This window comes from Rhodohalobacter sp., from assembly GCF_041686455.1.
In the GTDB taxonomy this organism is placed as follows: domain Bacteria; phylum Bacteroidota; class Rhodothermia; order Balneolales; family Balneolaceae; genus Rhodohalobacter.
Map to the genome: position 1 here is coordinate 1 of NZ_JAWLDW010000083.1, position 12,258 is coordinate 12,258.

At 44.4% G+C, this 12,258-nt stretch carries 10 protein-coding genes and 1 pseudogene; 5 read left to right on the plus strand and 6 right to left on the minus strand.

The annotated features are described in order from the left end of the window. Positions 1–498: pseudogene (locus ACESM0_RS09770) on the minus strand (glycine--tRNA ligase); the annotation flags it as partial. A 220-nt stretch (positions 499–718) separates the two neighbouring features. Here ACESM0_RS09770 and asd point away from each other — a divergent pair. The 3 genes from asd to ACESM0_RS09785 all read left to right on the plus strand — a co-directional run bounded on the left by asd (position 719) and on the right by ACESM0_RS09785 (position 2,452). Continuing rightward, positions 719–1,774: an aspartate-semialdehyde dehydrogenase gene (gene asd / locus ACESM0_RS09775; protein ID WP_372905991.1), complete on the plus strand. Its 1,056-nt coding sequence runs from the start codon at positions 719–721 to the stop codon at positions 1,772–1,774. A gap of 63 nt (positions 1,775–1,837) precedes the next feature. Continuing rightward, positions 1,838–2,296: an energy transducer TonB gene (locus tag ACESM0_RS09780; RefSeq protein ID WP_372905993.1), complete on the plus strand. Its 459-nt coding sequence runs from the start codon at positions 1,838–1,840 to the stop codon at positions 2,294–2,296. A gap of 12 nt (positions 2,297–2,308) precedes the next feature. Continuing rightward, positions 2,309–2,452 (plus strand): DUF2256 domain-containing protein, encoded by a 144-nt coding sequence (locus tag ACESM0_RS09785; protein ID WP_372905995.1) that lies wholly within the window; start codon positions 2,309–2,311, stop codon positions 2,450–2,452. Positions 2,453–2,713: 261 nt separating this feature from the next. On the opposite strand, the gene ACESM0_RS09790 is transcribed toward ACESM0_RS09785, so the two are convergent. Both ACESM0_RS09790 and pulA read right to left on the minus strand, forming a co-directional pair. Next, a complete protein-coding gene (locus ACESM0_RS09790; protein WP_372905997.1) occupies positions 2,714–3,298 on the minus strand; it encodes a DJ-1/PfpI family protein in 585 nt (194 codons plus the stop codon). 650 nt (positions 3,299–3,948) lie between these two features. Then, positions 3,949–6,801 (minus strand): pullulanase-type alpha-1,6-glucosidase, encoded by a 2,853-nt coding sequence (gene pulA, locus ACESM0_RS09795; protein ID WP_372905999.1) that lies wholly within the window; start codon positions 6,799–6,801, stop codon positions 3,949–3,951. A gap of 312 nt (positions 6,802–7,113) precedes the next feature. Between pulA and ACESM0_RS09800 the strand changes: the two genes are divergently transcribed. Next, complete coding sequence (locus ACESM0_RS09800) at positions 7,114–8,163, plus strand: trypsin-like peptidase domain-containing protein (RefSeq protein ID WP_372906000.1); 1,050 nt, start codon at positions 7,114–7,116, stop codon at positions 8,161–8,163. Positions 8,164–8,305: 142 nt separating this feature from the next. Here the strand turns inward: ACESM0_RS09800 and ACESM0_RS09805 are convergent, their stop codons facing one another. Beyond that, the gene (locus ACESM0_RS09805; RefSeq protein ID WP_372906002.1) at positions 8,306–8,578 is read right to left on the minus strand and encodes a hypothetical protein; all 273 of its coding nucleotides are present in this window, start codon (positions 8,576–8,578) and stop codon (positions 8,306–8,308) included. An 82-nt stretch (positions 8,579–8,660) separates the two neighbouring features. Here ACESM0_RS09805 and priA point away from each other — a divergent pair, with 82 nt between their 5' ends. Then, entirely contained in the window at positions 8,661–11,087 is a 2,427-nt protein-coding gene (gene priA / locus ACESM0_RS09810; RefSeq protein WP_372906004.1) for a primosomal protein N', read from the plus strand. Between the two features lie 316 nt (positions 11,088–11,403). On the opposite strand, the gene ACESM0_RS09815 is transcribed toward priA, so the two are convergent. Continuing rightward, on the minus strand, positions 11,404–11,808 hold the full coding sequence (locus ACESM0_RS09815) for a putative toxin-antitoxin system toxin component, PIN family (protein WP_372906006.1): 405 nt from the start codon (positions 11,806–11,808) through the stop codon (positions 11,404–11,406). A gap of 2 nt (positions 11,809–11,810) precedes the next feature. Then, positions 11,811–12,023: a hypothetical protein gene (locus tag ACESM0_RS09820; RefSeq protein WP_372906008.1), complete on the minus strand. Its 213-nt coding sequence runs from the start codon at positions 12,021–12,023 to the stop codon at positions 11,811–11,813. Positions 12,024–12,258 lie beyond the last annotated feature (235 nt).

Genomic DNA, 12,258 nt, shown 5'->3' on the forward strand with positions numbered 1-12,258 from the left:
GCGCACTTCCGTCCAGTCGAATGCTCCAGATTCTGGCGCTTTGATCTCTTCCTGCATAATAATATCGTAGAGATCTTCACATAAACCTTTACGGGTACCTGTTGTATCGAGCTGTTCCTGTAAATGGTCAGCCTCATCATCTTTTCCTTTATCACGTAGTTTTTGGATATGCTGCTCTATCAGCATGTCGGCACGGTATCTTTTCTTTGACTGCTTGTCGTCAATCATCGGGTCGTTAAATCCTTCCACGTGGCCGCTTGCTTCCCAAACTTTTGGATGCATAAAGATAGCTGCATCCACACCTACAATGTTGTCATGGTGCTGCGTCATAGATTTCCACCAGTTAGCCTGAATATTTCGTTTCAGTTCAACACCGAGGGGGCCGTAATCGTAAACTGCTGCAAGACCTCCGTAAATGTCTGATGATTGAAAAATAAACCCTCTTGCTTTCGACAGGGAAACAATTTTGTCCAGTGAATCTAAATTCTTTTCAGGCATATAAAATGTGTGGTTAGTCGGTTTGAAATCGCATTTCAATTCGAAAATATTTACAAGCATCAAAGATATGAAAAATCTCGCCTTTCATGAATCGATTGTATATAGGATTTCTTATTTTCAGAGGTGTTCAAAAAATTTGTTGCAACATTAAGTTCATTGTTTACTACAAATAACCAATAGCTACACTTTAGGTTTAGTTTAAAAAAAGGAAAATCATTTTATGACGTCATTCAGAGTCGGGTTACTAGGCGCTACAGGAGCTGTAGGCCAAAAATTCATTAGATTTCTCGAGAATCACCCCTGGTTTCAAATTACAGCATTAGGTGCTTCTAAACGGTCTGCCGGTAAACCCTATGCAGAAGCTTCAAACTGGATCGAAAGTACCCCGATGCCGGAAAGTGTGAAACAGCTGGAGGTTCTGGAAAGCAAATCAGATCTGTTCAAAGATGTGGACTTTGTTTTTTCCGGGCTTGACTCGTCCGTGGCTACAGAAATTGAAGGGGATTTTGCCAAAGCGGGAATTCCTGTAATCAGTAATGCAAAAAATTACAGAACAGATCCTACGGTTCCGCTTTTGATACCGGAGATTAATCCGGATCACATTGATCTGATTCATGAGCAGCGATTTACAAAAGATGGTTCCGGCTGGATTGTAACCAATCCCAATTGTGTGGCTGTTCCATTAACCACTTCCCTGAAACCGCTATACGATGCTTTTGGAATTGAGTCGGTGGTTGTAACGTCTATGCAGGCGATATCAGGAGCCGGCTATCCCGGGGTCCCAAGCCTCGATATAATGGGAAATGTAATCCCGTTTATTGGCGGTGAGGAGTCCAAAATTCGCCAGGAGCCGCTAAAGCTTTTAGGTAAATTGAAAGACGGTGCCGTTCGATATGCAGATTTTCCCGTTCAGGCAACCGCCACCCGAGTTCCGGTCATAAACGGACATCTACTTTCAGTAACGGTGAGTTTAAAAAGGAAAGCAGATCAAGATGAGATTATCAATGTGATGAAGAGCTGGGGAAGTCCAATTCATGATCTGGACCTGCCATCAACTCCAAAATTCCCACTAAAAGTATTTGATGATCCGAGATATCCTCAGCCTCGTTTGCATGCAGACAGTGAAGGTGGAATGCAGACCGCAATTGGACGAATTCGTAAGGCTCAAGTGATGGATGTAAGCTATATTGCCATGGCGCATAATACGGTTCGCGGGGCTGCCGGTGGTGCAGTGCTTAATGCCGAATTACTGGTAAGAAAAGGGTTTTTGAAATAATTAGGGTTGACCGAAAACTATGATTTATTTACGCTTTGTGATCTTTTAATTATAGAGGGCACTATGCGTAAATATTTTTTCACGATCCTTTTTTCATTCTTTGTAATTATGGGGTTAAGCTGTTCAACGACCGGTAATCAGGTAAGCAGTTCATCTGCAAGTTATGCCGAAGTACCCATGCCTAATCAACTGGTCTCTGAAGAGTTTCCTCAACCGGATGAGTGGGCAAAATATCCCGGTGGTAATGAGGCACTTCAATCTCATATTCAAATGAATAAAATAATTCCTGAAGAGGCCAGGATTGAAGGATATAACGGCCGGCTGGTGATGACTTATGTGGTTAACACTGAGGGAGTTGCGGGACAGGTCGAAACATTGATGAGCCCGCATGAAGCCATTACATCTATGTATGAAAAAATCATAGAAGACATGGAGAGATGGGAACCTGCAATTTTAAATGGCGAACCGGTTCAACAGCAATATGCAATCAGCGCGTATTTTAACGACAACACGAGTCAGTAATTGCTACCCGACATGACCCACAAAAAACCTCATTTTCCCGAAAAAATCTGTCCGGTTTGTAAACGGCCGTTTAGCTGGCGGAAAAAGTGGGAGAAGAATTGGGATGAGGTAAAGTACTGCAGCGAGAGATGCCGAAGAGAGAGGAGAAGTAATTAATGAGTCTTTGTCAGACTGTTCGAGTATTGGTCAGTCGGATTTAAGAGAAAAAGTTGACCTGACAGCACCTACAGGATCTGTCAGCGTCAGGATTTTTGTTTCTCGCAGAGTTACGCAGATGGATCCGCAGATTTCCGCGGAGATATCTTTGTGAAACTTCGAGTCTTGGAGACTTTGTGGCAGGAGGGATGTGCCAACATAAATTTGTTATTAAAATAACTCGTGGCACGGCTTGGATACGTGCCACGAGGATGTAGAATATTAATTGTGTGAAATTTTTGTTCCAAGTACATCCAGGAATTCTGCAAGCCATTTTTGATGTCCTGGCCATGCGGGGGTAGTTACCAGGTTACCGTCCCGGACAACTTCCGTTGGCTCTACATCTTTATAATCAGCTCCGGCCAGTTTCATTTCAGGACCGCATGCGGGATAAGCGGTCAATGTTTTCCCTTCAATTCCACCAACGGCTGCCAGTATTTGCAGTCCGTGGCAGATCGCAGCGATCGGCTTATCCTCTTCTACAAAATGACGAACCATCTCTATCACATTGTTATCCAGGCGCAGGTATTCCGGACCACGACCACCGGGAAGAACCAACGCATCATACTTTTCAACTTTTACATCATCAAAAGAGTAGTTCAGGGTAAAATTGTGTCCGGTTAACTCTTTATAGGTTTGATCTCCCACAAAGTCGTGAACGGCAGTAGGACAGGTATCCCCTTTCTTTTTATTCGGGCAAACGGCGTGAACAGTATGTCCAACCATCTGCAGAGCCTGAAACGGCACCATAATTTCCAGGTCTTCACCATAATCGCCAACGATCATTAAAATCTTCTTTGCTCCCATTTTTTCTCCTTGTTTTTGATTGATATTGAATTCAATATTAAAAACCTGATTGAAGATTGAATCGTTCTAAAACACACTCCGTCAGACCGTTGCTTTTCCGGTCAGACGGATAATATTAACAAAAAAGACCTGACAGCGTCCATAGGACCTGTAAGCGTCTGGTATAGCCTACATGGTATTATATTTCTCGCAGAGTTTCGCAGATGGTAGCGCCGATTTTCGCGGGGATAAATCCCGCGCTCGTGTGTTAAACCCATGAGTGGGTTTTCCGAAGAATGAAAACCTCGTTCAGCTATTTGGTGTGATTTGAAGGTTCGACACGAATATAAACCAACTCCGTTAGGAGTTTTCTGTTTATAGAATGTATACTACTAATAGGTAAACGGCTCCATCGGAGCCTCCTGATTGATATTGGAAATAATGTAAAATTGTAGGATGTAAGAAAAGACCTATCAGCATCCCGAGAGCCGTCGGGTTCTGACAGCGTCCTGTGCCTGTGTTTCTCGCAGAGTTTCGCAGATGGTAGCGCCGATTTTCGCAGAGGTGTTTTTGTGAATCTTCGAGACTTTTTGTCTTGGTGGCAGAAGAGACAACTCAACCAAAAGACCTGTCAGGTTTTGGAAACCTGACAGATCTGGACTGAATATCAACTATTCTATTGGATTACACACAAACTCTCCCTGCTCGCCATTTTGTTCTTTTATAAAAACGGCAGCGGTTAGTCCCGGTACCGTGACCATTCCGTTTTCAATGCGGCTCTCTTTTACGATCTCATCAGACCCGTTAACCTGGCTTGGATGGAGAGTCATACCGGAGAGGTTTAGCTCAATCGATTGCTCATCCAAGCTGCTATTGAAGATGATAAGTACTCCGTCCAGATTTGGATCGAGATCATTTCCTGCGCACACTCCATCAGAATATCTCATCGCAATGATGCCGGGAATTTGATCGGGCCCCGTATTGTGAAAGGCAACCCGTTGATTAATCTGGTCACCGGTAGGTAATCGAAATAGTGGAGAGCTGTACCGGATCTCCAGCTGCTCACGGAAAAGCTGATGAGAGAGCTCCATGTGCTCTTTTTGAATATTGATATTGGGATTGGAGAGAAACTCCCGCTGTCCATCCCAAAGGTCGGAGTTATCCCAGCCGGGTGGCAGACCAATACCCCAGTTACTGGTCTCGAGGGTAAAATCAACGGCGTTATACCAGTCTCCGGAGTCGTAGCTGTTTCGGTCCATCGACTTGGAGCGCAGGATATCAGTTCCCATCTGATGGAATGGAACTCCCTGGCCAAAGTTTATCATAGCTTGACTGAGCAGGTGAACCCGGATACGTTCGTCCATTTCCAGTTCGTGTGGCAATTTGGACTGTGTATTATCCCAAAGCGTTTCGTTGTCGTGTTTGTCGATGTAGTTGACTGATTCCTGTGGCAGTTCAGCATAGCCGATCATCTCATTTCCGCCGGTCACACTTTCTCCGTTTCTGTTGATGTACGGATAGTCGGCAAGGTTACCGGTCATGCCAACACGGATACGATCTCCCTGATCCAGAAGAGCAGCAAGTTCTTCATCTAGATCTCCGGCATCTTCATTTGGGAAGAGATATCGCCCGTTGGTAAAACCCTGATCACGTCGGTTGTTGGTGTAATTTCCTCCGCGGATTCCATCACGGCTGCGGTCGTTGAAATTTCCGATACCGGTTCCGCCCATCATAAACTGAGTGGCTTGGTCAAAAATGCGGTTGTCGGCAACTTCACCGAAATTCCAGCCTTCACCATAGATATAGATATTTTCGCCATCCACTCCATCCTCTTCGAGTGTGAGTTTTGCAAGCTCTTCGGTTAGTCGCTCCATTACATAACGCGGGTGATGTCCCATCAGGTCAAACCTAAAGGAGTCGATTTTGTACTCTTTGGCCCAAAGCAAAACAGAATCAATGATGAGATTCTCCATCATATTAAACTCTGCTGCTGTATTGGAGCAACAAGTGGATGTTTCCACGTCACCGGAATTTGGATCCAGTCGGTGGTAGTAGTCGGGAACCACCTTATCGAGAACGGAAAAGCGGGACGAACCGGTAGCGTGTGTGTGATTGTAAACTACATCCACAACGATGTTCAGACCAATTTCATCAAGTGCCTGTACCATTTCCCGGGTTTCCAAAATGCGCTGTACTCCCTCCGGATTCGTGGCAAAACTTCCTTCCGGCGTGTTGAAATGAAAAGGATCGTATCCCCAGTTGAAACCGTCGTAATCGGCTAATTTATTACTGTGCTCGGGGCTTCGATAGATTCGCTGAATTTCTAGAGTTGTCGGATCGTCCGCCGATAAACTCTCGAAAACTTCGCGGATGGGAGTGGTGCCATAATTTTCGCAATCCTCAGCCAGTTGGTCATTCGTACCGATGATTTCACAAATCCGGTTGAAAGGATCAATCAGATCCACACGTTCATTTTTGTCCTCTTTGATGGAGGCGATATCGTTGATTGGCAGAAGGTGCAGGTGCGTCAATCCTGATTCGCTCAGCCGTTTCAGATGAGCCATCGCGTCTGACAGATTTGAACCTTTTTCTCCATTGTGAGTAAATGCCATGTACGTACCGTGGTGCTCCTCAGGGATCGATTTGTCAATAATGCTGAAATCACGCATATGTGCTTCGTACAAGGTAATATCCGTTGCCTGTGGAAGCTCCTTTTTTAGCTGATCCCACCCGGTTGGTTTGATGTCATCATCGTTCAGATTCACAAACTGGCTGTAGCGGCTATCCGTTGAGAGGCTGACCGAATAGGGGTCCGTTACCTCAAATGTATTGATCTGATTGTTCTCAGGATGAAAAACGGTGACATTAATGCGGTAGAAATTTCTGTCCCACTCGTCTGAACCTTCAAATACCCAAACTCCATTCTGCGATTGGTATTCTTCCGGATCAACGGTGTCGATCTCATTTTTCGAATCATCAAAAATAGAGAGAGTCACGTTTTGAGCAGTTGGAGCCCAGATTTTAAGGGTGATTCCATCGTCTGTGTAGATCGGGCCGAGTTGACCATCGTAAGTGTAGAGATCATCAATTAGTCCGTGAGTTTGAACACGAGTAGCTTTAACAGGAATGCCGTTTAGGTCGTACGCTACGGCAAGAATCTGTCCTCTAAGAGCTTCTTGATATTGACTACGCTCCCCATTTACTGAAAAAACAGGTCTGTCTGAGATATGACGGAATTTATCGGCCTGATATGCGGTTAAAAAGCCATTTTCTGAAAGTTTTAAGGACTTTCCTGATGGAGAACCGAAACGCTGTACGGAAATATCTGCATCAGGAATATACCTCAGTTCGTAGGATTCAGCATCCACACCGGGATCCCAGATCAGCAGGTCTGCAGATACCCAGTGAGCCGATGCCCCTTCAACCGGAAGTTCAGGTGAGAGCTGAGTAGTTTGTTGGGAAGTTGTACAGGAAGAAATGATCAAGCCAATAACTACAAATATCAGAAGATAGAATGATCTCATGGAACTTTATTTTTCTTTTAATTCGTAACAGGATAATAAAGAAATATGAATTGAATATAAGTTGTAGAGCAGAAATGAATGAATGGCTATCAATGGTTTACTGGCCAATAATATTAAAAAGAAGCATTGAATTTGTTTTGATACGATAACAAAATCATGGTTCTGGCGTAAAATACTTATAGGTGCTTGGTCATTAAAAGTACTACGCATTATTACATTTATTGCTTGGCCTCAGGTATGTTTTTCATTATCGTATATTATATATGGAAACATACCTGAGATTTTTATCAATCTTATAAACAGGAGGATCTGTTGATACGAGAATATTGGGTTGGAGTTATTATTGGAGGGCTTTTCGTAATTACCGGATGTACTCAAACGTATCAAGTTTCGATTGACGACATTCCTGATACGGATCCTTACTATACATCCGGATATCCGATTACAGATATTTCCGGTCAGATTGAGGAGGTTCAGCAATCTCTTGTTCGAATTACATCGACAGCGAGATATAGAGTATATCTGGTTGATGATCAAATGCAAATTACTTCTGAAGAAGCCGATACTCTTAATCCATCCGAGATATCAATCAATCAAACAGCTATTGAAGAAAGTACTGCAGGAACCGCAATTATTGTTGGTAAAACAAGCAACCGAGCGTACATGCTTACATGCGCCCACACCGTTGAGTTTCCGGATCGGGTCTATAGTTACTGGTCTGGAGAGAATATTGAACCAAACACTTATGTCCGAACAGTTGCTGTAAAACAGAATCAGGTTAATATGGCACTTACTGAAAACACGGTGGCGCTATACTCTTTAGTGGAGGAGGACCGGGTAAATGACCTGGCCCTTATCAGTGTCGATTTAAATAATTTTGATGAGGTGGCAGATGATTTGATACCCATTGATATGGAAATGGGATATTCTGAAAATCTTAAATCCAGCAGCGTGGTGTATGTGATGGGATATCCACGGGGATATCAAACCGTTACGCGAGGAATTGTAACTCTTGACAACCGGAACGAAAGCGGTGGATTTTTAACAGATGCGCTATTTAATCGGGGTATTAGCGGAGGGATCATTATTGCATCAAAAGATAATTTCAGGTCTTTTGACTGGGTTGGAATGGCTAATGCAGGCGTTGTCAATCGCGACTATTTTCTTGTTCCCGAAACTGATCAGATCGATTTTGATTTGCCTTACCAGCAATATGGCGGAGATATTATGGCTAGTGAGATTTCAACACTGAACTACGGACTGACTCATAGCATACCGACACAGACAATTCGTGAATTTTTGAGTGGGAACCGCAGCGTACTTCGTAATCTGGGCCGAAGCTATCGACTGCAAAAAGAATAATTCTGATTCTGATTTTTCAAGGGCCGGTTATTATGCAGTAGTCTGACTGCATTTAGCGTTCGCTACCCATCTGACCGCGGGGAGCGGTCTGATGGGGATTATTTGTATGATACATTAACTGCAGATTTGATTGACTGGTCGGTTATTTGGAAGAATCACCCATGCATCGGTAGATGCATAATATTTGTAAGCACACAGAAGTTGAGAGCTTACTTTGCTCCAGATGGAGCAGTACGGTCAAGTACTCATTGGTTTGGAGGATTGGGTAGCGCACCTCCTGCGCGCCGATGATGGTTATGTTGATCGGTTTTTGTACAAATCTGCCGCTCAATCCGGGCTGGATATGATGTGCAGCAAAAGTTGATGTTTGGTTCATTTGAGAGGTGATGTAAACGTACGATATCCAATTACCCATCTGACCGCGGGGAGCGGTCTGATGGGGATGGCAAAAAATTTCTATCAATCTTTACAGCTGAAATCAATAGTTTGTGAATCGAATGAAAAAACAGTTTGCAGACATAGCTTTTCCCACAGCCGTACGGCAGGTTTTTACCTACGAAACACGGGATGATTCTATCAAACCCGGCATGAGGGTTTGGGTGCCACTGCGCAATGAATTTGCCATCGGCATGGTGGTTCGGGTGCACGATATTAATCCGGATTTTGATACTCGTCCGATCGAGCGGATTCTGGATTCGGAACCGATCATGAATGAAACCGTGCTTAACCTCACCGAGTGGATTCATCGGTTCTACTACTGCAGCTGGGGAGAAGCAATTCAGGCCGCTCTTCCGGTTGGGCTCAACTTTTCATCGGAGAAAAAACTTAATGTTAAAAAAGGGTTCAAGGGTGCAATCACGGAGGAAGAGCGCGCGATATTAGAGGAGATTGAAGAGAAATCCATCAACCTGAAAGAGGCCGAAAAGCGGTGGCGGGACAGCAAAGGGAAAACGTTTTTTAAAAAGGCGCTTCAGCACGGATGGATAACGATCTGGGAAGAGCCGCGACAAAAAGTGGATTTCAAGAAGATTAAACATTGGCAGATTAAAGAGGGGGCTGATCCAGATTCTGTTCTGGAGGGGCTGACGGAAAATGAGCGGGAGACCAAATGGGTGCAAGCGTTTCAGAAACTGACCACACTCGACTTGCCAACGCCAAACAGTGAGCTGCAGGAGATGGACGAGCTGTTTACGAATTACTCACTGAATCGCATTGAAAAGGAGGGATGGATTGAATCGGTAGATCTGCCGGTAAAGGGTGAGGAGATCTACAAGGGAGTGTTTGAGCCGGATGAACTGAACAAGCTGTTGGATCAGCAGGAGGATGCGTTTGAACAGATTCGTGATGCGCTCGACGCAGAGACTTTTAAAAGTTTTCTGCTCTTCGGAGTCACCGGCTCGGGAAAAACAGAAGTTTATATTCATGTGCTGAAACACACCTTGGATCAGGGTAGAGGCGGGCTTGTACTGGTGCCGGAAATTGCGCTCACTCCTCAAACCGTCAAACGTTTTTACCAGATTTTTGGAGATCAGATTGCTGTACTCCACAGCCGTCTGAACGAGCGGGAGAAGTATGAAGCGTGGCAGAGTTTAAAGTCGGGAGAAAAACGAATTGCGATTGGCCCGCGCTCGGCGGTTTTTGCACCCGTCGAAAATCTGGGCCTCATTGTGGTGGACGAAGAGCACGACAACTCCTACAAACAGTTTGATCCTGCACCGCGATATCACGCTCGGGATGTGGCCATTATGCGTGCTCACATGGAGGGAGCGGTGACTATTCTGGGATCGGCCACGCCGGGAATGGTTTCGGTTCAAGCCGTCAAGGAGAAGAAACACACGTTGCTGCACCTTCCCATCCGTCCGACCGGGACCATGCCCGAAGTGAGTATTCTGGATATGAAGGAGTACAAATCGGCCATGCGCGGACCGCTGACGGTGGAGCTTTATGAAGAGACAAAAAAAGCACTTGACCGAAATGAACAGGTCATATTTCTCTACAACCGGAGGGGATTTGCTTCATTTATGCAGTGTGAAGATTGCGGACACATTCCCGAAAGTCCGGAGAGTTCGACGAGCCTGACCTATCATAAAAGAAAGAACATTCTGCTCGATCACTACAGCGGTTACTCCCGTCGTGCAGACAGTCGCTGTGAATTGTGCGGTTCAACTAATTTGAAGACAAAAGGAAGCGGAACCCAGCAGGTGGAGGAGCAGGTTCAGGAGCTTTATCCGGATGCCCGGTTGCTGCGAATGGATATGGATACCACCTCCGGCAAGCATGGACATCAGAAGATTTATGACCAGTTTTTATCGGGTAACGCCGATATTTTAATCGGGACACAGATTGTGGCCAAAGGCCTTGATTTTCCAAATGTGACGGTTGTAGGTGTGGTCAATGCCGACACGGAGCTGGCGTTTCCATCCTTCCGTGCCGGGGAGCGAATGTATCAGCTGCTGAGCCAGGTAGCGGGTCGTGCCGGGCGAGCGGAGAAGCCGGGGGTAGTTTATGTTCAGACCTGGAAACCGGATCATCCGGCCATTAAGTGTGCCCGAACCCACGATTTTAAAACCTTTGCTCGATATGAGCTTCACCAGCGCGAAATGCTGATGTTTCCGCCCTATTCAAGGATGATCGTGTTTCAGTTTAAGAGCCAGTCATGGAGCAAGGTTCAGACAGTGGCGGACAAATTTTGTGATGCGATGCGGATGGTGGTTGGCGAAAATCCTGTGATGGGACCATCGCCTTCGGTTATTGAGTGGATGAGTGGAAAGTATCAATGGGAAGCGAACATCAAACTGGATCGAAAATATAACGGGCGTGCCATTGAGAAGCTGCTGAATACCATATTTGCAAAGTATGATGCCATCAAGCCGAAAGGGGCCGGCGCGGTGCGAATCAATGTGGATGTGGATGCTGTGGAGTAGGGTTTAGATTTGAGATATGAGTCGTGAGATTTGGGATATGAGAATTGAGATACGTTATTTCGAGATTGGCTTTTCCCCCAAAGAATGATTTGGTATGGATAGATAAAAAGGAGTATTTATATGTTATTGAGACTAGTGAGCAGCCAGCACTTAGAAAACTTCAGGTTTCTTGGGAATGAATACTAATAAAGTAATCATAACAATTGCTTCGTGCAGACCGGCTCAGGTTTACAAGTTAAGTCTAAAACTGATCGCCCGACAGCACAAGCCAAAAACCGTTAATCGAGATGAAATGATACCGGATTCAGAGAAAATTTCAGGAGTCAACCATATTTAAGAATTCGGAAATGGTTCTGATTTCCGTATTCCCAATTTTTTTCAACACCAACAAATCTTTGTCTCCTGTCAACAAGTAGTCAGCTTTGGCATCAACTGCCAGCGAAAGTAAAAAGTTATCTTTTGGATCCCGGCATTCTGATATCTCAGAAGTCACATTCACAAATTCAGCAACTTCATCAATCGTTTCCAGGAGATCTTCCAATTCATCCCTTGAAATATATTTTCTGAGTTTTGGGCGTTTAGCAACAGCTACAAATTCCTCGAGAAGTTCCTGGCTGAATAGAAGTTTACTTTTCTGAGTAAAAAGTAATTCGTCGAGTTTCTCATATTTACTGCTTATCAGAAAGCTGATCCATAGATTGGTATCGAGAATGAGACGCATTCTTATTTGCTTGTACGTCTGGAGCGGACAATTTCTACTTCGGTGGCGATCTCTTCAGGACTTGGTACAGTTTCAGATTTGGATCGGATTTTTTTCAAAACTTCAGAAAATTCACTCTTTGTTGATTTACGAATAGCGATCAGGTCTAAATCAGCCAAGTCTTTAAGCAGTTTTCTGGCTTTAGGATTTAATATATCTACTTTTACTGTTTCCATATTTTAATGTACAAAATTGGTCTTGTTTCAGAAAATTTTAAGCAATTTCAAATTTTTTATTTCACGAATAAAATGAAATGAAGTTTTTATCATTATTAGAGTATACCGCCCGTTAAATTATCCATTGGACAATATCCAGACCTCTTTTCGATGGTAGACAGGTCTGAATGTGTGTCAAAAATTGCAAACGGACTTGTTTGTTTGGGGAGGTTTGTTAGATTAAAAAGTCGTTCAC

Excerpts from the sequence above, each read along its gene's own strand:
- ACESM0_RS09790 (WP_372905997.1), bottom strand. The coding sequence starts at position 3,298 with ATGGGAGCAAAGAAGATTTTAATGATCGTTGGCGATTATGGTGAAGAC.
- ACESM0_RS09805 (WP_372906002.1), bottom strand. The coding sequence starts at position 8,578 with ATGGGTAATTGGATATCGTACGTTTACATCACCTCTCAAATGAACCAA.
- ACESM0_RS09820 (WP_372906008.1), bottom strand. The coding sequence starts at position 12,023 with ATGGAAACAGTAAAAGTAGATATATTAAATCCTAAAGCCAGAAAACTG.
- ACESM0_RS09780 (WP_372905993.1), top strand. The coding sequence starts at position 1,838 with ATGCGTAAATATTTTTTCACGATCCTTTTTTCATTCTTTGTAATTATG.
- asd (WP_372905991.1), top strand. The coding sequence starts at position 719 with ATGACGTCATTCAGAGTCGGGTTACTAGGCGCTACAGGAGCTGTAGGC.
- ACESM0_RS09815 (WP_372906006.1), bottom strand. The coding sequence starts at position 11,808 with ATGCGTCTCATTCTCGATACCAATCTATGGATCAGCTTTCTGATAAGC.
- pulA (WP_372905999.1), bottom strand. The coding sequence starts at position 6,801 with ATGAGATCATTCTATCTTCTGATATTTGTAGTTATTGGCTTGATCATT.
- priA (WP_372906004.1), top strand. The coding sequence starts at position 8,661 with ATGAAAAAACAGTTTGCAGACATAGCTTTTCCCACAGCCGTACGGCAG.
- ACESM0_RS09785 (WP_372905995.1), top strand. The coding sequence starts at position 2,309 with ATGACCCACAAAAAACCTCATTTTCCCGAAAAAATCTGTCCGGTTTGT.